This window comes from Rhodococcus sp. GB-02 (assembly GCF_053470465.1).
Genome location: NZ_JBPUKE010000001.1, coordinates 797885 through 819193, shown reverse-complemented (window position 1 = coordinate 819193; position 21309 = coordinate 797885). Strand labels below are relative to the sequence as shown.

At 62.3% G+C, this 21309-nt stretch carries 19 protein-coding genes and 1 tRNA gene; 11 read left to right on the top strand and 9 right to left on the bottom strand.

Annotation, left to right across the window (positions count from 1 at the left end; all coding sequences use genetic code 11):
• Positions 1-15 precede the first annotated feature (15 nt).
• Both ACSW29_RS03935 and ACSW29_RS03930 read left to right on the top strand, forming a co-directional pair.
• On the top strand, positions 16-1008 hold the full coding sequence (locus tag ACSW29_RS03935; RefSeq protein ID WP_230816528.1) for an ArsA family ATPase: 993 nt from the start codon (positions 16-18) through the stop codon (positions 1006-1008).
• Positions 1008-2186, top strand: coding sequence for an ArsA family ATPase (locus tag ACSW29_RS03930; RefSeq protein WP_317826525.1), 1179 nt, complete (start codon positions 1008-1010; stop codon positions 2184-2186). Before ACSW29_RS03935 ends, ACSW29_RS03930 begins: the two co-directional genes overlap by 1 nt.
• Positions 2187-2204: 18 nt before the next feature.
• Here ACSW29_RS03930 and ACSW29_RS03925 read toward each other — a convergent pair whose 3' ends face one another.
• A complete protein-coding gene (locus ACSW29_RS03925) occupies positions 2205-2528 on the bottom strand; it encodes a WhiB family transcriptional regulator (RefSeq protein WP_007732375.1) in 324 nt (107 codons plus the stop codon).
• 293 nt (positions 2529-2821) lie between these two features.
• Between ACSW29_RS03925 and ACSW29_RS03920 the strand changes: the two genes are divergently transcribed.
• The gene (locus ACSW29_RS03920) at positions 2822-5182 is read left to right on the top strand and encodes a penicillin-binding protein (RefSeq protein WP_448277399.1); all 2361 of its coding nucleotides are present in this window, start codon (positions 2822-2824) and stop codon (positions 5180-5182) included.
• 78 nt (positions 5183-5260) lie between these two features.
• Here the strand turns inward: ACSW29_RS03920 and ACSW29_RS03915 are convergent, their stop codons facing one another.
• The gene (locus ACSW29_RS03915; protein WP_230816530.1) at positions 5261-5737 is read right to left on the bottom strand and encodes a GatB/YqeY domain-containing protein; all 477 of its coding nucleotides are present in this window, start codon (positions 5735-5737) and stop codon (positions 5261-5263) included.
• A 132-nt stretch (positions 5738-5869) separates the two neighbouring features.
• On the opposite strand from ACSW29_RS03915, the gene ACSW29_RS03910 reads away from it, so the two are divergent.
• The 3 genes from ACSW29_RS03910 (at position 5870) to ACSW29_RS03900 (ending at position 7364) form a co-directional block, all read left to right on the top strand.
• Positions 5870-6838 carry a metallophosphoesterase gene (locus tag ACSW29_RS03910; RefSeq protein ID WP_230816531.1) on the top strand — a complete coding sequence of 323 codons (969 nt, stop codon included), beginning with the start codon at positions 5870-5872 and terminating at the stop codon, positions 6836-6838.
• Between the two features lie 54 nt (positions 6839-6892).
• Positions 6893-6966, top strand: a tRNA-Pro gene (locus tag ACSW29_RS03905).
• A gap of 74 nt (positions 6967-7040) precedes the next feature.
• Positions 7041-7364 (top strand): hypothetical protein, encoded by a 324-nt coding sequence (locus ACSW29_RS03900; RefSeq protein ID WP_003943496.1) that lies wholly within the window; start codon positions 7041-7043, stop codon positions 7362-7364.
• 33 nt (positions 7365-7397) lie between these two features.
• On the opposite strand, the gene ACSW29_RS03895 is transcribed toward ACSW29_RS03900, so the two are convergent.
• Both ACSW29_RS03895 and ACSW29_RS03890 read right to left on the bottom strand, forming a co-directional pair.
• Positions 7398-8966, bottom strand: coding sequence for an SIR2 family protein (locus tag ACSW29_RS03895; protein WP_448276541.1), 1569 nt, complete (start codon positions 8964-8966; stop codon positions 7398-7400).
• Between the two features lie 47 nt (positions 8967-9013).
• Positions 9014-10570: an acyl-CoA synthetase gene (locus ACSW29_RS03890; RefSeq protein ID WP_448276540.1), complete on the bottom strand. Its 1557-nt coding sequence runs from the start codon at positions 10568-10570 to the stop codon at positions 9014-9016.
• 189 nt (positions 10571-10759) lie between these two features.
• Between ACSW29_RS03890 and ACSW29_RS03885 the strand changes: the two genes are divergently transcribed.
• Positions 10760-11791, top strand: a complete 1032-nt coding sequence (locus tag ACSW29_RS03885) for an ABC transporter substrate-binding protein (RefSeq protein ID WP_448276539.1) — start codon at positions 10760-10762, stop codon at positions 11789-11791.
• Positions 11792-11848: 57 nt separating this feature from the next.
• Here ACSW29_RS03885 and ACSW29_RS03880 read toward each other — a convergent pair whose 3' ends face one another.
• Complete coding sequence (locus tag ACSW29_RS03880; protein WP_095969655.1) at positions 11849-12325, bottom strand: MarR family winged helix-turn-helix transcriptional regulator; 477 nt, start codon at positions 12323-12325, stop codon at positions 11849-11851.
• Positions 12326-12444: 119 nt separating this feature from the next.
• Here ACSW29_RS03880 and ACSW29_RS03875 point away from each other — a divergent pair, with 119 nt between their 5' ends.
• Entirely contained in the window at positions 12445-14061 is a 1617-nt protein-coding gene (locus ACSW29_RS03875; protein WP_448276536.1) for a DHA2 family efflux MFS transporter permease subunit, read from the top strand.
• A 29-nt stretch (positions 14062-14090) separates the two neighbouring features.
• Positions 14091-14813: a DUF6891 domain-containing protein gene (locus tag ACSW29_RS03870; RefSeq protein ID WP_448276535.1), complete on the top strand. Its 723-nt coding sequence runs from the start codon at positions 14091-14093 to the stop codon at positions 14811-14813.
• 5 nt (positions 14814-14818) lie between these two features.
• Here the strand turns inward: ACSW29_RS03870 and ACSW29_RS03865 are convergent, their stop codons facing one another.
• From ACSW29_RS03865 to ACSW29_RS03855, 3 genes are all read right to left on the bottom strand, one after another.
• A complete protein-coding gene (locus ACSW29_RS03865; protein ID WP_448276533.1) occupies positions 14819-16585 on the bottom strand; it encodes a cholesterol oxidase substrate-binding domain-containing protein in 1767 nt (588 codons plus the stop codon).
• A 97-nt stretch (positions 16586-16682) separates the two neighbouring features.
• Positions 16683-17486 carry a metal-dependent hydrolase gene (locus ACSW29_RS03860; RefSeq protein ID WP_448276531.1) on the bottom strand — a complete coding sequence of 268 codons (804 nt, stop codon included), beginning with the start codon at positions 17484-17486 and terminating at the stop codon, positions 16683-16685.
• A 220-nt stretch (positions 17487-17706) separates the two neighbouring features.
• The gene (locus tag ACSW29_RS03855) at positions 17707-18171 is read right to left on the bottom strand and encodes a light harvesting protein subunit alpha (protein ID WP_448276529.1); all 465 of its coding nucleotides are present in this window, start codon (positions 18169-18171) and stop codon (positions 17707-17709) included.
• A gap of 167 nt (positions 18172-18338) precedes the next feature.
• Between ACSW29_RS03855 and ACSW29_RS03850 the strand changes: the two genes are divergently transcribed.
• Together ACSW29_RS03850 and ACSW29_RS03845 are read left to right on the top strand one after the other, a co-directional pair.
• The gene (locus ACSW29_RS03850; protein ID WP_230816539.1) at positions 18339-19043 is read left to right on the top strand and encodes a response regulator transcription factor; all 705 of its coding nucleotides are present in this window, start codon (positions 18339-18341) and stop codon (positions 19041-19043) included.
• On the top strand, positions 19040-20419 hold the full coding sequence (locus tag ACSW29_RS03845) for a sensor histidine kinase (protein WP_448276528.1): 1380 nt from the start codon (positions 19040-19042) through the stop codon (positions 20417-20419). Before ACSW29_RS03850 ends, ACSW29_RS03845 begins: the two co-directional genes overlap by 4 nt.
• Here the strand turns inward: ACSW29_RS03845 and ACSW29_RS03840 are convergent.
• Entirely contained in the window at positions 20316-21305 is a 990-nt protein-coding gene (locus tag ACSW29_RS03840) for an LLM class F420-dependent oxidoreductase (RefSeq protein WP_007732341.1), read from the bottom strand. The two genes, ACSW29_RS03845 and ACSW29_RS03840, sit on opposite strands and share 104 nt — an antisense overlap.
• Between the last annotated feature and the right edge of the window lie 4 nt (positions 21306-21309).

The following is a 21309-nucleotide window of genomic DNA, read 5'->3' as shown; positions in this document are numbered from 1 at the left end:
GCATCCCAAGATGAGATGAGCAGGACCTGGCCCGAGTCTGCGACGAAGGCCCGCCTGCACTTTGTGTCGGGTAAAGGCGGAACCGGTAAGTCCACGGTTGCCGCCGCGTTGGCGCTCGCGTTGGCCGAAGGCGGCAAGCGCGTTCTCCTCGTGGAGGTCGAGGGCCGTCAGGGAATCGCGCAGCTCTTCGACGTACCGCCGCTTCCACCGCAGGAGACCAAGGTCGCGGCCGCCGAAGGTGGCGGTGAAGTGATGGCTCTCGCCGTCGACATCGAGACCGCGTTCCTCGAATACCTCGAGATGTTCTACAACCTCGGCTTCGCCGGCCGAGCGATGCGTAAGTTCGGCGCTATCGAATTCGCCACGACCATCGCCCCCGGTCTTCGCGACGTTCTGCTCACCGGCAAGATCAAGGAGTGCGTCATCCGCACCGATCGAACCGGCAAGCGCGTGTACGACGCCGTTGTCGTCGACGCTCCCCCGACTGGACGCATCGGCAGCTTCCTCGACGTCACCAAGGCGATGGCCGATCTCGCCAAGGGCGGCCCGGTGCACTCACAGAGTGAAGGCGTCGTTCGCCTGCTGCACTCGCCGGAAACCGTCGTACATCTGGTTGCGCTGCTCGAAGCGCTGCCCGTTCAGGAAACTGCCGACGCCGCCGCAGAACTGGCGCGTGACGACCTCAACCTCGGTGCCATCATCGTCAATCGCGCCAGCCCGAGGTTCTTGCCCGAAGATCAACTCGCTGGTGCCGCGGCCGGCAATATCGACGCCGCTTCGATCCGGTCGACGCTCTCCGACGTCGGCATCGATCTATCCGACGACGACTTCGCAGGCCTGCTCACCGAGACGATCGAACATGCTTCGGTGCTCGAAGCTCAAGAATCCAGTGCAGAGAAGCTCCGCGAGATCGACGGCGCGCGGGTGCAACTTCCCGCACTCGCCGACGGCGTCGATCTCGGTGGGCTCTACGAGCTGGCCGAATACCTCACGGAACAGGGCGTGTGATGACCGAGACCACCGAGAACGTGACGGTCGGCAGTTCCAGGATCGGCCGACGCGCAGCTCCTGCCCTCGATATTTCGGCGATCATCAAGGACCCGACGGCACGGATCGTGGTGTGTTGCGGCGCGGGTGGCGTCGGCAAGACCACGACGGCTGCGTCGCTGGCATTGCGTGCGGCCGAAGAGGGCCGACGCGTAGTCGTCCTCACCATCGATCCGGCCCGTCGCCTCGCGCAGGCCTTGGGTGTGGCCGAACTCGACAACACTCCGCAGCCGGTGAAGCTGGGTCCCGAGGCCACGGGTGAACTGCACGCGATGATGCTGAACATGCGTCGGACCTTCGACGAGATGGTCATCGAGCATTCGAGCCCTGAGAAGGCCGAGCAGATCCTGGCGAATCCCTTTTACCAAACCGTTGCCACATCGTTCTCCGGAACGCAGGAGTACATGGCAATGGAGAAGTTGGGACAGCTGGCGTCGAACGACGCGTGGGATCTGGTGATCGTCGATACCCCGCCGTCACGCAATGCGCTCGACTTCCTCGACGCTCCTCAGAGGCTCGGAACGTTCCTCGACGGACGGATGATCCGGCTGCTCTCTGCACCCGGCCGTGGCCTGACCAGGCTCGTGGCCGGCGCGATGGGGTTGGCACTGAAGGGTGTCTCGACCATTGTGGGAAGCCAAATGCTTTCGGATGCATCGGCATTCGTGCAGTCGCTCGACTCCATGTTCGGCGGTTTCCGTGAACGCGCCACGAAGACCTACGAGTTGCTACGTCAGCCGGGGACTCACTTCCTGGTGATCGCAGCGGCCGAACCCGATGCTCTTCGCGAGGCGGCATTCTTTGTCGACCGTCTTGCAGGCGACTCGATGCCGTTGGCCGGTTTGGTTCTCAACCGCACTCACCCGACATTGACGGCCTTGCCTGCCGATCATGCGGTGACTGCCGCCGACAAACTGGAAGCGAAGGAAAATGCGACCGAGGCCGAAGCCCTCACCGCAGCTGTTCTCCGTATCCATGCCCATCGGGCAGTGATCGCGAAGCGAGAAATCGCCTTGCTGAGCCGATTCACTGCAGCTCACCCGAGAGTGCCGCTGATCGGTGTTCCGTCGCTACCGTTCGAGGTCTCGGACCTCGAGGCGCTGCGTGCGGTGGGAGATCAGCTCACTCGGAAGGGCTGATCCCCCGTTCGGCCGGGATCAGACTGCTGAGTGATGCTGGCGCTGGTCCTCGAAGAACTCGGACCAGGAGTCGACGTCGGGGTGCTGCTTGAGCAGTGCACGGCGCTGACGCTCGGTCATCCCGCCCCACACACCGAACTCGACCCGATTGTCGAGAGCATCGGCTCCGCACTGCATGAGGACCGGGCAGTGACGGCAGATGGTGGCCGCCTTGCGCTGCGCGGCGCCACGTACAAAGAGTTGGTCGGGGTCGACCTCGCGGCATCGCGCCTGAGTTACCCAGGCAATTCGTGCCTCGGCCTGCTCGATGTCCAAACGGCTACTCGGGGTGGCTGTGTACATTCTGGGTCCCCTCTACAAAGTCTGACCGTCGCCATGGGGCGAGCAGCGCACCATCTCAGCAGTCCCCGCGGTAGCACGGTGAAAGCCGAGACACATTCGTGATCGAGTGTTACGTCGATCACACTGATCACAATTTAGGTAAAGAACGGCCCTAGCGCAAGACGCTCGGGGGCATTTTTTGGTACGGCAGTACAAAGCGCGTGTTCAGGAGGTTTTGAACACCCCCAAAACACTGAAACCGGTTCCAATGGGTGGGCACACGTACTCTGTAGATCGTGTCGATTGCAAAAACAGTGGCGAAGCTCGCCGGAAGCTCCGCATTGGCGGGTGTCCTGGTCGCAGGGGTGATGTTCCCAGTGGCGGGCGGATTCGGATTCGCGTCCAACCGCGCCGCCGATACCGTCGACAACGTCTCGGCCGAACTGGTCGAAGGCACTGTCCCTGCGGTGTCCACCATGGTCGATGCGGAAGGCAATCCCATTGCCTGGCTCTACGACCAACGACGCTTCGAAGTCCCCAGCGAGAAGATCTCCAACAACATGAAGTTGGCGATCGTCTCCATCGAGGACCGACGGTTCCCCGACCACAAGGGCGTCGACTGGCAAGGAACGCTGCGCGCCTTCCTCACCAACACGACAACCGGTGAAGTGCAGCAGGGCGCGTCGACGCTCGATCAGCAGTATGTGAAGAACTACCAACTGTTGGTCGTGGCGAAGACGGATGCCGAGCGCCGCGCTGCCATCGAGACCACCCCGGCCCGAAAGATCCGCGAGATCCGGATGGCACTGACACTGGACAAGGAACTCACGAAAGACGAGATCCTCACCCGGTACCTGAACCTCGTACCGTTCGGCAACGGATCCTTCGGCATTCAGGACGCGGCTCAGACCTACTTCGGCGTCGATGCCGCAGATCTAACCGTTCCTCAGTCCGCGATGCTGGCCGGCATGGTTCAGTCCAGCTCCGCGCTGAACCCGTACACAAACGTCGAGGGCGTGACCGAGCGTCGTAACACCGTGCTCGACACCATGATCACGAACATTCCGGATCGTGCCGACGAGTTCCGGGCTGCGAAGGAAGAGCCCCTCGGCGTCCTGGAAACTCCCAACAACTTGCCGCGCGGCTGCATCGCCGCGGGAGATCGTGGGTTCTTCTGCGACTACGCACTGAAGTACCTCTCGGACGCCGGGATCACCCGTGACCAGATCAACGACGGTGGTTACCTCATCAAGACCACTCTCGACCCGCAGGTGCAGGCATCCACCAAAGCCGGCCTGAATGCGAACGCGAGCGCCAACCTCGACGGCATCGCGAACGTGATGAACGTGATCAGGCCGGGCCAGGATTCACACAAGGTCATCGCGATGGCCAGCAGTCGCACGTACGGTCTCAATGCCGACGCCGACGAAACCGTCCAGGCACAGCCGTACTCCCTTGCGGGTGACGGTGCGGGCTCCGTCTTCAAGATCTTCACGACGGCTGCGGCGATGGAGAAGGGTCTCGGCATCAACGCGACGCTCGACGTGCCCAAGCGATTCGAAGCCAAGGGCATGGGTAGCGGTGGTGCGGCCGGTTGCCCGGTGTCGACTTACTGCGTGGAGAACGCCGGCAACTACCCGCCGACGCTGTCCGTGACCGACGCGCTCGCACAGTCCCCCAACACCGCTTTCGTCAAGCTCATCGAGGCAACCGGCGTCACGCCGACCGTCGACATGGCCGTCCGTCTCGGCATGCGCTCGTACGCTGATCCCAACACCTCGGGCTTCGACGAGCGCAGCATGGCCGACTTCCAGAAGGAACAGAACCTCGGTTCGTTCACCCTGGGCCCCACCTGGATCAACCCGCTCGAACTCTCCAACGTCGCGGCCACTCTCGCCTCGCACGGCAAGTGGTGCCCGCCGAGTCCCATCGATTCGGTCTTCGACCGCTACGGCAAGCCGGTGGCCGTCACCGAGCAGGGCTGTGAGCAGGTTGTCGAGCCCGGCTTGGCAGACACACTCGCCAACGCCATGAGCCGTGACGACGTCGGCGCCGGTACGTCTGCCGGAGCTGCAAGCAGCGCCGGATGGAGCCTGCCGATGTCGGGCAAGACGGGTACCACCGAGACCCACAAGTCCTCGGCGTTCCTCGGCTTCACCAACAACCTCGCTGCTGCCGTCTACATCTTCGGCGACTCCCCGACGCCCGGCGAGATCTGCTCTAGCCCGCTGCGCCCCTGCTACAGCGGCAACCTGTACGGCGGTACCGAACCGGCGAGATCCTGGTTCGCGGCAATGAACCCGGTCGCCAACAACTTCGGGCCCACCTCACTGCCTCCGATCGACGAGAAGTACGCACGGGGATCGCAGAACGGCCAGGTTCCCGAGGTTGTCGGCCTGAGCCAGTCGGCCGCAACGTCCCGGCTTCAGGCGTCCGGCTTCACCGTCAATTCCGTGACGACGGCATCCGGAGCGCGCGCGGGAACGGTCACCGGAGTTTCGCCGTCCGGGTCCGCGATCCCAGGTTCGACCGTCACGATCTACATCAGCGACGGTTCCGTGAGGGCTCCGGCCGCACCCGCATCCCCCGCGGCCCCGGCACCGGGCGCGACTCCTCCGGACGCGACTCCGCCCGGAGGTGAACCCGCACCGCCTGCGGGGACCCCGCCGAACTGACGGCCATGAAACAAGAACGGCCGCGATCTCCGAGTGACTCGGAGATCGCGGCCGTTTTCGGTTTCTGGTGGCGCGCTTCTACAGGCGGGACTTCACTGCTGCAGAGATACGTGCGCCGTCGGCCTTGCCCTTGGCCAGCGCGTTGGCAGCCTTGATGACCTGGCCCATCTGACGCATACCCGGACGCTCACCGAGCTCCTCGGAAACCTGGGCAAGCGCGGTGTCGACGACGTCGACAAGCTCGGCGTCGGTCAACGGCGTCGGCAGGTACTCGTCGATGATCTGAGCTTCTGCACGCTCTTTCGCGGCAAGCTCACCGCGACCGTTCTCGGTGTAGATCTCGGCCGATTCGCCGCGCTTCTTCGATTCCTTTGCAAGGACTTTGATGATTTCTTCGTCGGTGAGGACGCGCGCTTCCTTACCGGCCACCTCTTCGGTCTGGACGGCTGCCATGAGCATCCGAAGGGTGGCTGTACGTAGCGGATCCTTCGCCTTCATGGACGCAACCATGTCGGTTCGGAGGGTGGCTTTGAGCGATGGTGTCGTGTCGGACATGGTGGAAACGCTACGCGCTCGGCGTTTCGAGCGTGCCGATAGTTACCTCCGCCCGGACACAATTCTCTGTGGAATAGCTGTAAAAGGCGGCGAGAGCGACGCAGAAGAAGGCCACACCCGTATCCTTGAGGGGTGTCTGACCAGTTCCGCACCAACCTGACCCGCGCCGCACTTGGTGCCGCGGGCGCCGCTGCACTCGGGATCGGGTACGCATCCGGCATCGAACGCAATGCATTTGCACTGCGTGAGGTGACGATGCCAGTCCTGGCGCCCGGTTCGTCGTCGCTGCGGGTCCTCCATCTCAGCGACTTGCACATGATGCCGAACCAACGGTTGAAACAGAATTGGTTGCGTGAGCTCGAAGGTCTCGACCCCGACCTCGTGGTCAACACCGGCGACAACTTGTCTCACCAGCGCAGCGTTCCGGCAGTGGTCCAGGCGCTCGGAGATCTGTTAGCTCGGCCGGGCCTGTTCGTCTTCGGCAGCAACGACTACTTCGCCCCGAAACCGAAGAACCCACTGAGCTACATCTTCAACAAGGACAAGCGCATCACCGGGGATCCCCTCCCCTGGGGTGACCTGCGTGCTGCCTTCACCGAACGTGGATGGCTGGACATGACTCACGTGCGCCGCGAACTCGAAGTGGCCGGTATTCGCATCGCAGCCGCCGGCGTCGACGATCCGCACCTGAAGCGCGATCGCTACGACACCGTCGCCGGAACACCGAACCCCGTCGCCCAGCTCAAGCTCGGTCTGACGCACTCGCCCGAACCGCGAGTTCTGGACCGGTTCGCCGACGACGGCTACGACCTCGTGCTCGCCGGCCACACGCATGGTGGTCAGCTGTGCCTGCCGTTCTACGGCGCGCTGGTCACGAACTGCCAGATCGACCGATCCCGGGTCAAGGGGCCGTCCAAGTGGGGCGCGCACACCCAGCTGCACGTCTCCGCGGGCATCGGCACTTCGCCGTGGGCGCCGGCACGCTTCTGCTGCCGCCCCGAGGCAACTCTGCTCACTCTGGTTCCGGCCACCAGGCGCGAACCCGAGCACGTCTCCGCGCACGGTTCCGCAGAGTCTCCAGCGTCGGTTCTACGCAACTGACCTGCGGATTTAATGTCAGTCGACTCGGTAATGTAAGCTAACCGAGGTTCGACACGGGGTGTGGCGCAGCTTGGTAGCGCGCTTCGTTCGGGACGAAGAGGTCGTGGGTTCAAATCCCGCCACCCCGACAGTGAAGAACAGAAATCGAGGCCCTGCCGCTCACGCGGCAGGGCCTCGATTTCGTTGACGATAAGGTGAAGCCGTGGCATCCGAACCAGACTTTGCACATAACGACATGGCGAGCCGTAGCCGACGCGAGAAAGCTGTCGGTCTTGCCAAGTTCGCCTGGGATCGCGATATCAGCAGTGCAGAGTTGCTCGACATGCCCGACGATCGGCTGCGCAAACTCGCGCGGGCGGCGGGCGCCAATCCGCCGAGCACGCGGGAGACTTGGACCATCGCGGCCGGACTGCTCGACGAGAAAGCTGTGTGGGCAGCCGCTAACCCTGACCGTCCCGAAGCTCGGCGTGAGCATCCGGACGAAAAGATCATGTGGGTGAAGAAGCCGATCGAGCCCTGGCTGTGACAGCCGAATTCAACGCAGCTGTCACAGCCGAATTCAACGTCGTTGAGACCACGATCGGGAAACCCTCTGATCTTGCTCCGTAGATGGCGACCACGGAGTAGCACCTAGTTCGTCGAAAACTGCTTCCAGGCTGCTCCATCGCTCTCGGTGCTCGTACGGCAAAGATCTGATGGCGTCGGCGGCCGCCCTCAAATTTTCTGCCAAATCGATTTCTCCCCCTTCGAGCAACCCCTTGTATCTTGTATCCAACAAATATGGTGCGTCGACACTGGTTAAGGTCGCGAGCTTGTCCAGGAATATCTCCAGGTCGCGTGCAGCCACACGCTGATCGAAAGAATCTGAAACGGCAACGTAATCGAAGTCGTTCTTCCACAGAGCAGTTCGAATCTCGTCTCGCTGCAGTGTGATCACGGTACCCAAAATTCGTGGGCGCTTGTTTCGTGCATCGAGCGCCAATACTTCATGCGCAAGACGAAGCACATTGTCATCTGTCATAGATGCTCCGACAACGATCAGATGTCCGGTTGCCATGAGAGACTGAACGATCGAGCCCAACGGACGTCGTTCTGCGTCGTATCTGACGAAATCCCGGCGACTCAAGACGATGCTGGCCGAGTCAGCCACATCTCCGTGCAGTTTCAGTACCCATGGAACCCCCGCGCGAGCTTCTTCTCTCGGCAATACAGCGACCGAGTTTTCGCCGTGCGCTGATTCAAATGCGCGCTCGTACAACGAATCGTAGTTGGTCGTAACAACTCTCGTGACTCGCAGAGACGCCAGAAGACAATGCGACAGCGTGGGTTTGATATCGAGGCCAGTCAGCTGAACAACGCGTTCGCCGAGTTCGTTCGATCCGTCGTCCTCCGTTTGCAACTCCTTCGACAGAAGTTGCGCACGGTCGAGGACATTGAGCTCAGCAAATTCTGCGCTGCTCACGCCCGGAAGTTCCTTCTGCCGAATTGCCTCGAGCAGACTGTCCCACGACGGCAATCCGGCGGGGATGCTGACTCCCGCGCCCAACAACAAGGAGGCTTCACCAGCTTGCAGCCTATCTGCCAATTGCTGGACCTGTGGAGGGATACCAGCGCTCAACAGATGTCCCCGCCGAATCGATTGATACGCGGCGTAATCGGCAGCATTGGCAACTACGAATGCGATATCGAAGTCGTATTTGTCGGCACATTCCACCGCAGCCTCGATCAACGCCTTGATGACGTGACCACGAACCATCCCCTGCCCACCTAGACCGACCCCGAAGGTCGGCAAAGCGATGAGCGGTTTGACTCGACGGCCTCCAGGCTGAATATCGGCAGATGCAATCGCGTCGAGGACCTCGTACACTCCGTCCACCAGCCAGGACACCGATATCCGAGAAGCGACGTTCAACAGCCACGCCGGCCGCCCCTCCTTCGGGAAAGAGCGCACCCGGTTGCCCCCTGCAGGTGCACTTTCCACTGGACTCGTGAGGCCGAGCACCGGCCACCAATGCTCACGCGGCACGAAGCTACCGCTCGTCGACACGACCGCCGCATCCCAGTCCACTGATTCGAGACGTCCTCGGACGACAAAAACATGCCCAGAACCTGCATCATTCCCAGTCACGCATACTCCCCACTAGTGCCAATACAGGTTTCGGAACCACTACATGCTCAGACTCTCGCTACGGTTTCGCGAGCCCAACGGTAGTCGGCCTTACCGCTGGGCGAGCGGAGGATGCTTGGTACGAGCACGATCGAGCGGGGGATCTTGTACCCGGCGACGTGGGTGCGGCAATGCTCCGACAATGATTCCTTCGCAACATCTTCGAACCCCGGTCGAACCTGCACCACAGCGGCGACCTTCTCACCGAATCGTGCGTCGGGCGCTCCCGCTACCAAGGCGTCGAAAACTGCCGGGTGAGTTTTGAGTGCCTGTTCCACTTCTTCGGGATAAACCTTCTCGCCGCCGGAGTTGATGCACATCGAACCGCGCCCGAGCAGCACGATGGTTCCGTCGGCTTCCATCGTGCCCATGTCCCCGAGTACCGCCAGACGCACCCCGTCGACGACGGGAAAAGTTGCCGCAGTCTTGGCGGGGTCGTCGAAGTAGGCCACGGGAACATGGCCGGCCCTGGCGATGAATCCGACTGTGTCCGAGCCTGGTTCGATACGACGAAATTCACCGTCGACAAGAATCATGTTGGGGTTGGAGCGAATTCGCTTGGAACCGTCCTCACCGAATTCGACGACGCCGTCGTTGCCGGATTCCGAAGCACCGAAGGCATCCTTGATCACCAACCCTGGCAATCGGGTTGTCAGTTCTGCCTTCAGGTTCGGGGAGAACAATGCGCCACCCGACCCGATCAGTTTGAGAGTCGAAAGGTCGTAGCGCCCTTCGCTTGCGGCGATGGCGTCCGCGATCGGCCGAGCAATCGCATCGCCGACGACCGTGATTCCGGTGATCTTCTCGGCCTCGACCAGTCGCAGCACTTCCATCGGATCGAAGCTGCGGGTCAACACTCGGGGCGCTCCCATGAGAAATGCCGTGAGCAGTGAATAGATCGCGGCTCCATGCATGAGCGGCGGAATGAGTAGCAGCACAGTGGGCCTGGCGTTCGCCACGGCCGCCTCCACAACCTCTTCGAGGCTCTGACGCGGTGGCCCGCTGAGGTTTGCTCCGGACAGCGCGGCGAAGAAGAAGTCCTCGTGCCGCCACACCACGCCCTTGGGCATTCCGGTTGTACCGCCGGTGTAGATGATGAAATGGTCGTCGTTGCTGCGGGGGCCGAAGTCGCGGGCATCGGATTGCGCCACAAGCGCGTTCTCGTAGTCGTCGCCGACGATCAGCACGTGGGTGATCTCCGGACACTGCGGAACTACAGCCAAAGCGGTCGGCGCGAATTCTGCTTCGACCAGCAGTGCCACCATTTGAGAGTTGGTGTAGATGTACAGCAGTTCTGCATCGGTATAGCGAAAGTTGACGTTGATCGGTACCGCTCTGATCTTCAAGCAAGCCAGGAGCGCTTCGACGTACTCGACGCAGTTACGCATGTGAATACCGACATGCTGGCCCGGTTCGACGCCGACGGACTGCAGATGATGAGCGAGGCGGTTCGATCGCAGTTCGAGTTCGGCGTAGCTCAACCGCGAATCTTCCAGAATCAATGGAACTCGATCGGGGATCGCATCGGCGACGGCCTCGAACAGATCGGCAATGTTCAGGGTCATCGAATTCCTCACTACACGCGTCTTCACTTACCAGCACAGGTCTTTCGCGAAGCTAACACGTTGCTCGCGCCCGGTAGTCCGAATTGCGTAGAGGTCCCGCTGAGCGAGACCTGACGCGCCGTTCACCTGGTGTCGACGGTGCGGATACCTCCCTGACCAAGCCCGATAGGCGGAAGGTAGGGTAGCCTAATGCATTCACGCACCACTCTCCGGAGCCGCACGTCGGTCCGGGTCGCCATGGTTGCCCTGGCGACTGTTTTTGCCGCTACTGCCTGCGGTTCTTCCGACGCCGGCGGCAACGCAAACGGCAATACCGATGTCGCGACCGGCGGCAAGCTGTTCAGCACTGCCGACACGGAAACCGCGAAGCTCGGCAGCGATGTCGCGCCCGGCGAGTTCCCTCGCACGATCACCCACGCGCTGGGCGAGACCATCCTCGAGGCCAAGCCGACCCGCGTCGTCGTCCTCGACAGCGGCGAACTCGACGAGGTTCTTTCTCTCGGGATCACCCCGGTCGGCATCGCCAGCCCGGAAAGTGCCGCCGGTCAGCCGTCGTACCTGGCCGACAAGTTGGTCGGAGTCCCCGACGTGGGCACGACCAACAACCTCAACCTCGAGGCGATCACCGCACTGCAGCCCGATCTGATCCTCGGTAGCAAGTTGCGCCAGGACAAGCTCTACCCGCAGCTCGCGGCTATCGCGCCGACAGTCTTCAGCATCCGCCCCGGCTTCCCGTGGAAGGAGAACTTCCTCCTTGCCGGTGACGCACTCGGCGAAGAGACCAAGGCTGAGCAGGTTCTCAACGACTACCAGACGCACGCGGATCAGGTCCGTGAGTCGATTGACGGTTCGCCGACCATCTCGCTGGTTCGCTTCATGTCCGGGAAGCTGCGCCTGTACGGCAACCTGTCGTTCATCGGCGTCATCTTGAAGGACGTCGGCCTGCCCCGCCCGGCGATCCAGGACATCAACGAGCTGGCCGTCGAGGTCAGCCCGGAAACGATCGCCGAGGCAGAGGGTGACCGAATCTTCTACTCCAGCTACGGAAATCCCGCCGACACCGGCCAGACCACCGTCGTTGCCGGCCCGCTGTGGGCCAGCATGGACGCAGTCAAGGAAGGTCGCGCCACCGAGGTCAGCGACGAGACCTGGTTCCTGGGTCTCGGCCCGACAGGTGCCGGCCTGGTTCTCGACGACCTGCAGGCCAAGCTCGGCAAGTAGCCGTCACCGAAGCCAAGACCGCCGCTCGACTCTCCGGAGTCGAGCGGCGTTTTTTGTTCAGCGGTTGTCCTGCTCGAGGTGTTCGTTCATCGTCGAGTGCAGGTCGACGAGAAATTCCTCGAATCGACTGAGCAGTTCGGGCGGGTACTTCGCCATCATGGCGTCGAGTCGCACGGCAAGGGGCCCGAAGAACTCGTCCGCCAGATCCTGCACATGCGCACTGCTGTGCAGCGTGACCACGCGACGGTCTGCATTCTCTCGGGTCCTTACGATGTGTCCCGCCTTCTCCAAACGATTGAGCAGCGCGGTGGTTGCGCCCGACGTCAAGGAGATCCGCTCCGCGAGGCGCGCGGGTGAGAGCGGCGCACCTTTCTCCTCGGCTGCGGTGATTTCCATCAGGGCAGTTGCATCGGTGGAATGCAGCCCGAGCCACGACGCGAATCGATGGCTGAATTCGGTGAACGTGCCACCGTACGCGCGGAATTCGTCCATCAGCCGCTCCCGCTCCACGGAGATGTCGCGCGGTGCCTCCACCCCGTGATCCCACCTTTCCTGTGCCAGACGGCGGCCGGTCGAGCCCAGCGCGCACGTTGACAACTTACCGCCTCAAATATACCTTCATCATGAAGTTACTTCACAATGGAGGTTTATTCGTGAACATCTCACCCACCACCCGCAAGTGGTTGGGCCTGATCGCCATTGCACTCGGCGTGGCACTGATCGTCGTCGACACCACCATCGTCAACGTCATAGTTCCCTCGATCATCGAAGATCTCGGGATCAATTCCGTTCAGGCTCAATGGATCCAAGAGTCCTACGCAATCGTGTTCGCGGCACTTCTGCTATTGGTCGGCAGAGTTGCCGATCTGGTCGGTGCGCGTCGCATCTTCATCGCCGGCGTCGTCGTTTTCGGCGCAACGAGCCTGCTGGCCGGACTGGCACCGAACGGCGGTCTGCTCATCCTGGCGCGTTTCCTGCAGGGCGCCGGCGCGGCCATGATCCTGCCCACCTCACTGTCGCTGCTGAACGCGATGTTCACTGGCAAAGCCCGCGGCCAGGCCTTCGCAGTCTGGGGTTCCACCATCGGTGCCGCCTCCGCCCTAGGCCCATTGCTCGGTGGCTGGCTTGCCGAACATGCTTCGTGGCGTTGGGCATTCGGGATCAACATTCCGCTGGCTGCGCTCATTCTCATCGGCGCAGTGCTGTTCATCGCACCCTCCCCGCGCACCGCTGGGCGTATCGACGCCACCGGAGCGGCACTGTCCATCGCCGGGCTCGGACTGCTGGCCTTCGGCCTCGTCGAGGGACGCACGTACGGGTGGCTGACCACGAAGGAACCCTTCGATCTATTCGGTCTGTCATGGTCCAGCGGACCGTCGCCGGTTCTGGTGGCGTTGGTTCTCGCCGTTCTGTCGCTCGGTGCGTTCGCCTACCGTCAAACCATGCTCACCCGCAGCGACGATCCGTCGCGGGCACTGATGGACGTACGGTTGTTCTCCATCTCGTCGTTCCGCAATGGCAACATCGCGACGCTGATCATCGGACTCGGTGAGTTCGGAATCGTTGCGGTGCTTCCTCTCTGGCTCCAGTTCACGCTCGGATACAGCGCACTCCAGGCAGGGCTCGCACTGGTTCCCATTGCCATCGGCAGCTTTGTCGCCAGTGGTGCGAGCTTCGGGCTGGCATCGAAGGTCTCGCCGTTGGGCTTGGTCCGTATCGGTTTGGCTCTCGAGGCGCTCGGTCTCGCCGGTCTCGGATTCATCGCTGCGACAGACAGCCCCTGGTGGACTATCGCCGCAGTGCTGTTCTTCTACGGAATCGGCGTCGGTTTTGCGACTGCGCAGGTGACCAACGTCGTGCTCGAGGAGATTCCCGAGCAGAGCGCCGGTCAAGGCTCCGGCATTCAGAGCGCGTTCCGCCAACTCGGATCCGCACTGGGCATCGCTGTCCTCACCACGGTCTTCTTCAGCACTCTCAATTCGACGCTGAACAACGACCTCACCGGATCCGGTGTCGACCAAGCTCAGGCTGATCAGTTGACGCGGGCAGTCACCGACAGCGCGGGAGCCGCCATCGACTCGCTGGCCGAGTCACCTAACACCGCTTTCGTCGCCGACGCTGCCCAGTCTGCAATGACTCACGGCATCACACTCGGCGGATACCTTGCGGCCGGATTTGTCGTGGTGGGCCTGATCGCCACCGCGCTCATCCCGAACAAGCCTGCCCCGTCAAGCGAGGAGGAAACGAAAGCACCAGCCGACGTCGCCTGACGGCCGGATAGGTGCAGTACGGTGCCGGTATGCGATTGCCCTGGTCACGGTCAGCACAGTCACAGTCACGACGGTCAGCACCGGCGCTCAGTGAGGCTGACATCGTCGCTGTCCGTGAGCAAGCGCGCGAACTGCTAGTCCCTGGTTTCGCGACGTTCGACGAAATCTGCGAAGCCGCCCGAGACTGTGTCGAGGGCGGTTTCGAGAACGACGAACTCGGCAGACATATCGACGCAGTAGTGCGTGACGTCTGGGACCAAAGAGTTGTGGAGCAGATGCAGTGGACGGCTCCCGGCGACTTCGAGCGCGTATCCGCAGCCTTCGCCGAACTCGAGCGCAACGGCATCGTGGCTCGGATGAACTTCACCTGCTGCATGCAGTGCGGCACTACCGAAATCGACGACGAACGCACGCCGTCCGAACCCGACGAGAACGGGTATCCCTTTGCTCAGTGGGCGTACACGTTCTTCCACATGCAAGATGCGGAGCGTCTCGGCGACGAGCCGTCCGATCTCTACTTGTCCTACAGTGCGTTTCGTCCTGCCCACGATCTCGATCCCGCGCTGATCGCCGCCGCTTTCGGCGGCGACGAAACCGCCAAGGCACACATGATCGCGCACACCGATCAGACAGTCGGGCGCCAGGTAGCTGATGCACTCCGAGCCCAGGGGCTGAGCGTCGATTGGAACGGCGACAATAATCAGCGTATCCGTGTCACCGACGTGTGTTGGCGCAAACCGCTTCCGCAGTAGGAGATTCAGCTGGGTGGCAATACGCGGTCGAGGAACGTATTGCTGAATACGCGGTGCGGGTCGTGTTCGTCCAGAGTGGCGAGAGCGAAGTCCCAGTTCCCGTCGCCACCGGCACGGAAGGTGGCAGGCACTGTGCTGGTGAGGAATTCGTCGTCCTGGTACGCCACCTGATCGGTAAATGCCCACCCCTTGGACCACTCCGGACGGAAAGTCGCGTAATCGCCGGAGTAGTTCGCGACCATCCACCGTTCCATTTCGCGAAGGAACGCGGGCAATCCCGCGGTACCAGGAATCGAGACCACGTTCATCCAGATCGCCGTGTCCCAGTCCTGACGATCCGCCCGCGGCCGCACCGCTGACAGATCCGGCACTCCGGCGCTGTCGACCAACACCTCGCCGTCATCGTCGACACCGCAGAGACGCACTTCGAACGGCATGTTGACGGGATACTGCCCCATCGACGCGTAGTGCGTCATTCGCTCGTTCAACCAATTCGTCATCTCGTGGACGACTCGGCCGATGTTTGACCGCTTGGTGATCACCGCGCCGCCGCCCGCTACTACGCGCAACGTCGTGTGCCGCAGGTAGAACAGAACATCCTTTGACCAGCCCCACAGATCGTCGGTGTCGGTCAGCACCAATCCTGCTGCTACAGCGCCGAACTGAGAGGCACCGAACAGTGGCGTCGCAGCTTGAAGACCCTGAGCCACCAGCCCCAACGGGGTGGTGACTTCTTCGGGAATCGCGTCGGAGAAGAAGTAGTTGTACGGCCCGCTCACCTCTCGGGACTCCGGCGGTTTGACCGGGGTCGGTGTCCAGACCTTGAGCCACGGTGTTTGCGTGAACGGGAACCAGATCGCCTCCACCCTTCCGGATTTCGCGACAAAACTCTCGTAGGTGCGCCCTGGCGATCCGGGAGCGGCAAAGAGTTCTTGCCACGGAATGTCGGTGAAACTCTGGCATCGAAGTCGATAGTTCTCGCCGGCCTGCAGCGTCACGGAGGTGACGAAGGTTCGACCCAGATGGGTCAGGAAGGCGGTGCTCTCGACGTCTGATCGGTGAAAGGTCTTCAGTGCGTATCGATTGCTGCCTTCGTCCCACGCCACCAACGTGATCTCGGCGATCAGGTTGCTCAGCGACCCGTACGACTGGCCAGGGGTGATCGTCTCCCCCACCGCCGGATATGTTGCCCCATGAGCACCGATCGCGAGTGCCCCGGCGATGGACAGCTCACCGATCGCTGGAGAGTTGGCCCAGCCGAGCCCTTCTCGCTCGAGTGCTGTCAGAATCGCTTCGATACTGGCGCCGGCGCCCGCCATGACTGTTGCGGGTGTGCCGTGCTGCACCACAACCGAATTCAAGTTCGCCATCGTATCGACCAGTAGAACTCGATCCGAAGGCGCGCCGGGCACCACCGTCAACGGGCTCCAGCCGTGCATCGTTCCCTTCGCACGCACTGTGTACCCATTGTCGAACGCCCAGTTGGCGAGGGTGACAACGTCGTCGCTGTGACGTGCCGTCGCTGTCCACACGCTGTCGAGCATGATTTCTCGCGACCAGTTCGCGTATGCCTGCTGTGACAACGGAATGTCTGACGGAAATCCGGGCGGGGGCGCGATGGTCGATGCCGAACCCCAGGGAACTGCTCCCGCCGGTGCCCAGGAAATGCCCGCGAGAGCAGCTGCGCCGGCACTCGCTGCGAGAAATCCGCGCCGGCTCACACCGTCTTCTCTCGAGCTGTGCTCTGCCTTGCGCTCTGATTGGTGCACCACTGCTCACTCCGTCAGCCGACTCGGTTCATGTCAGGGACGAACGTAGAACAAATATGATTACGATGCCAGTGGTTCCGTAATAAAAGATTTCCGAAGCTCACTGCACCATCGGAGCGAAGACGGCATAGATCGCTTCCGGGGCGCCGTCGAAAGCACTGATGATCAACCAGGCCGTCAGGACCGTCAGCGCCGGCCCGATCAGGACCTTCTCGAGGTTCCCACCTGCACGGATGGACAGAAATGACGGCAGCCGTTGTTCCCACCATCGCTTGCCGCCGAGCGGAATCAGGGGCGCGAGAAACGGCACTCCCTCTTTGGTGATCGCATCGCCGAGACAGTGCGTGGCGCAGCCCAGTGCCACCGCAACACCTAGCCCGGTAGATCCGGCCTCACTCGGATACCACTGCCAGGTGAGGGCAGAGAGCACCAACGCAACGGCGGAAACCGCGAGCCACCCCTTCTCCTTGGCCAATTCACCCGCCAACCCTCGGATGGCCAGCCCGAGGCAGAAGAACAGCGTGATGATGATGGCGGGCTTCCCGAACTGAACAACCAACGCGGAGACCCCGGCCCCCAGACCGGCGGCAAACAGTGCGGTGTGCGTGAGCGTCCGATGCCCACCACGACGCTTGCCGTCCTTCTTACCTTTGGTGATGTGGTAGAAGGTCACCGAAATTGCGTCGATACCCTTGGCCAGCGCTTTGCTGAGAGGACCGAATGATCGGGAAACCGTCGACTGACCGGTATCGAGGTCGGGAAGCAAGGCGGCTCCGGCGCACACACCGGCAAAGGTCAAGGTTTCAGCGGTGGATGTGGGCCCTCCCCAATCGAGAGGCAACAACTCTGCAACCACCAACCCCACAGCAGCACCGGACATCGCGTGGGTGGGGCCCATGACCATGAAACACAACACCTTTCGAAACGCGCCCCACATCAGGCCGTACCGCACCCTCTGCGAGACACCACACACATGACGCCGTCGGCGACGGTCCCGGCATGCTCGCCGAGACCGCCCCGAACGTAGCAAGTGCTACCGACAGGGTTGACCATCCTCCGGACCAGGTCGAGTACGGCCGTACCGTTCCAGGTCAAAGCGGTTCATGCGGAGCTTCTTTCGCTCGTCAGCCCGCAGCAACCGTGCATGACAGGGCAGCGCCTTCCTCCAGCGGAGCGACGCCTGCCATGTCGAGCACCTCTGCCGGAACACCCTCGGTGGTCGGAGCCCATACGACGGTCGGCAACGCCGGCACCCCTTCACGCGCAATGAATGTCGCGGCGTCGCCAGGTACTTCAATCGTGATTGCGGCTGTACCGGCCTCCTCCGCGCGCACGACCTTGCCCTCGTCTATGAGCTTCTGCAGCTCCTCGTCGGAAATCGGCGTCGCGGCACCACACGCTACTTCCGGTGCCACACCAGCCTCGGACGGAGCGGTCGCGATCGATCGCACCGCCACCGGCGACCCGTCGGAAATCGGGTTCGAAGCCCAGGCGATTCCCGGCGCCACGGCCATACCGAGGACCGCGACGGACGCCACCACCACACCGGTCCGGCGGGCCCGCTTGCCGTTCACTTTCAATCGCGTCATCGTTGTTCTCCTTGATCGAACGTTCTCGAATTCTCGGCGCGGTCGCATCCGAGAAACCCGAGGTTATGAAGCCAACACTGCAGATCTGTTGTCGGTTTCTTAGGAGTTGATGAGAATGCGACGGCCCTCGCTCCGAGCGAGGCCCCAGGTCGCAATCCGATGGCACCATGGCTGGGGTGAGTACACGCGAGCGCATCCTGATCGTTGACGACGACGCGAAGGTTCTGAATTCGCTCGAACGTGGACTCCGATTGTCGGGCTTCGACACGGCGACGGCCGTCGACGGACGATCGGCCTTGTCATCGGTGAACAAGCAATGTCCGGCCGCACTTGTTCTCGACGTCAACATGCCCGGCCTCGACGGCGTCGGAGTCGTGACAGCCCTGCGCGCGATCGGCAACGAGGTTCCCATCTGCGTACTCAGCGCCCGAAGTTCCGTGGGAGACCGCATCGCGGGGCTGGAGGCGGGCGCCGACGACTACCTCACCAAACCTTTCGAGTTGGCGGAGCTTGTCGCCAGACTTAATGCCTTGCTTCGACGCACGACGCGAGCCACTCCGTCGGTCGACCATCCGATCACGGTGGGACCGCTGACGGTCGATCTCCGTGGCCATCGAGCGCACATCGACGGTAGGCGAATCGAACTCACCAAAAGAGAGTTCGACCTGTTGTCGGTACTCGCCGAGCATGCCGGCGTCGTACTCAGTCGCGCACAACTCCTGCGACTCGTCTGGGGTTACGACTTCGCTGCCGACACCAATGTCGTCGACGTCTTCGTCACCTATCTACGCAAGAAACTCGAAGTCGACGGGGCGCCCCGCGTGATCCACACGGTGCGTGGAGTGGGCTTCGTCCTCAGGGCCGAACGATGAAGCGGCCGCTGTCACTTCAGACCCGCGTAGCCATCGCCTCGGGTCTGGCCGCCGGCATCGTGATTGCCGCGATCGGAATTGCGTTCGCGGTCTTTCTTCGCGTCAACGGATCCGAACAGCTGGAACGCACTCTCGATTCCGTCACCCTGGGCGTCGCAGCCAGTGCGCCGAGCCCATTATTCATCGAAACACCAACCGTAACAACACAACCACTTGTCGTCGACCCCGGCTTCAATGCCACGACCATCAGTGCGTTGGCTACCACTGATGTCCGCAGTCGGGATGTTCTGGTGCCCGGTGACAGCGGCGCCGCACTCGCCGTCAGCATCCCCGAAGACCCACTGACCCAGGCAATCCGTGAGCAGCAGGTCCAGGTGGCCGCTGCGGCGGTGGTGGCCATTCTCGCCGCGGCCGGGCTCGGCTGGTTCCTCACGGGCCGTGCCGTCCGGCCTCTACAGCAATTGACCGAGACCACCAGTTCGATCGGCAACAATCTCGACGTCGAAGGACTCTCGCGCCGGGCACCGTCGGTACGTGGCACGCGCGAAGCCGAAGAACTGTCCGAAGCAATCCACAGCATGCTCAGTCGCATCGAAAGCGATCGAAGCCGCACTGAGGAGGCGTTGAAGTCGGCACGCGATTTCGCTCGCGTCTCCGCCCACGAACTGCGCACACCTCTCACGTCGATGCGTACCGATCTGGAAGTTCTCGCGACACTGGATCTCACGGAAAGCCAACGGCGCGAACTGTCCAGCGAATTATTGGAGGCGCAGCGCCAGATCGAGCGCACCCTGACCGATCTCGAGACGCTCGCCCTGGGTGAAGTGGCCGATCCAGAGGATTGTGCCGACGTCGATCTCGTGGAGGTTGCCGATCGCGCCGTCGCTGACGCAGGCCGTCTGCACCCTCAGGTCGACGTTCGTTTGAAAGCACCGGAAGAACTTTCGGTTCAGGCCTTTCCCGCGGGTATCCGTCTGGTGCTGACCAACGCCGTCACCAATTCCGTTCGGCACGGCAATGCCGACGAAGTCGAGATCACCGTCCGATCAGGGGCTGCCACCGGTTCGGCGACGGTATTCGTCGACGACAACGGCACCGTGATCGCGCCATCGGAACGGGAAGTGATGTTCGAACGATTTGTTCGTGGTACCGGTGCGGGCGACGCCGGAAGCGGTTTGGGTTTGGCCCTCGTCGCGCAGCAGGCACGGCTGCACGGCGGTAGCGCTCGGCTCGACAAGAGCCCGCTCGGCGGAACTCGATTGATCTTCTCGATCAACCCAATTCGACGTGCAGAGCCTCGAGCAGCGGCTTGGCCGCCTCGTCGAAGAATCGGTCTTGGGTATCTCCACCGATCTGTACCAGTGCCACATCGGTGAATCCGGCGTCCGTGTATGCCTTCACCGCCTCGACGATCACATCCAGATCGGGACCACACGGGATGCTTTCAGCTACATCCTCTTTGCGCACGAACTGAGTCGCTCCGGAGAAGCTTGCCGGCGTCGGCAGTTCGGAGTTCACGGACCATCCTCCGCCGAACCACCGGAACTGCTGATGAGCGCGAGCGATTGCCGTGTCGCGATCAGGATCCCACGAGATCGGAATCTGACCGATGGTCCGGCCTGCGGGAGCCAATCCGTATGCCCGGCCATGCACATGCTTCCAGAGGTGTACAAGTTCCGAATCCGGTTGCACGGCAATCAGATCGTCGGCCATCGGACCGAAACGCTCGACAGACTTGTCACCGGACATGGCCAGCGCCAGAGGAACCGGGTTCTCCGGGAGATCCCAGATCCTGGCGGACTGAACGTCGAAGTACTCCCCCTTCCAGCTCACCAGATCTCCGGCGAGCAGTGCACGAATGATGCTGACCGCCTCCTGCAGCATGTCCTGCCGAGTGTCGATGGACGGCCAACCCTCGCCAACCACATGCTCGTTCAGGCTCTCGCCACTTCCCAACCCCAAGGTGAAGCGTCCGTCCGCGAGGATCTGGATCGTCGCAGCTTTCTGAGCGACGACGGCGGGGTGGTACCTCACGGTCGGACAAGTCACGTACGTCATCAAACCGACTCGCTCGGTGGCGTGGGCGACTGCCCCCAGCACCGACCAGGCGTAGGGCGCATGCCCCTGCTCGGTCAGCCACGGCGAGTAGTGATCACTCATCACTTCGAAGTCGAAGCCGACTTCTTCGGCCCGAACTGCGTGGCGAACCAGTTCTTTCGGACCTGCCTGTTCCGTCATCAAGGTGTAGCCGAATCGTGCCATCACT

Coding starts and splice junctions, on each gene's coding strand:
- ACSW29_RS03935 (WP_230816528.1), top strand. CDS start 16: ATGAGCAGGACCTGGCCCGAGTCTGCGACGAAGGCCCGCCTGCACTTT.
- ACSW29_RS03930 (WP_317826525.1), top strand. CDS start 1,008: ATGACCGAGACCACCGAGAACGTGACGGTCGGCAGTTCCAGGATCGGC.
- ACSW29_RS03925 (WP_007732375.1), bottom strand. CDS start 2,528: ATGTACACAGCCACCCCGAGTAGCCGTTTGGACATCGAGCAGGCCGAG.
- ACSW29_RS03915 (WP_230816530.1), bottom strand. CDS start 5,737: ATGTCCGACACGACACCATCGCTCAAAGCCACCCTCCGAACCGACATG.
- ACSW29_RS03890 (WP_448276540.1), bottom strand. CDS start 10,570: ATGACCCTGAACATTGCCGATCTGTTCGAGGCCGTCGCCGATGCGATC.
- ACSW29_RS03885 (WP_448276539.1), top strand. CDS start 10,760: ATGCATTCACGCACCACTCTCCGGAGCCGCACGTCGGTCCGGGTCGCC.
- ACSW29_RS03870 (WP_448276535.1), top strand. CDS start 14,091: ATGCGATTGCCCTGGTCACGGTCAGCACAGTCACAGTCACGACGGTCA.
- ACSW29_RS03860 (WP_448276531.1), bottom strand. CDS start 17,486: ATGGTCATGGGCCCCACCCACGCGATGTCCGGTGCTGCTGTGGGGTTG.
- ACSW29_RS03855 (WP_448276529.1), bottom strand. CDS start 18,171: ATGACGCGATTGAAAGTGAACGGCAAGCGGGCCCGCCGGACCGGTGTG.
- ACSW29_RS03850 (WP_230816539.1), top strand. CDS start 18,339: ATGGCTGGGGTGAGTACACGCGAGCGCATCCTGATCGTTGACGACGAC.
- ACSW29_RS03845 (WP_448276528.1), top strand. CDS start 19,040: ATGAAGCGGCCGCTGTCACTTCAGACCCGCGTAGCCATCGCCTCGGGT.
- ACSW29_RS03840 (WP_007732341.1), bottom strand. CDS start 21,305: ATGGCACGATTCGGCTACACCTTGATGACGGAACAGGCAGGTCCGAAA.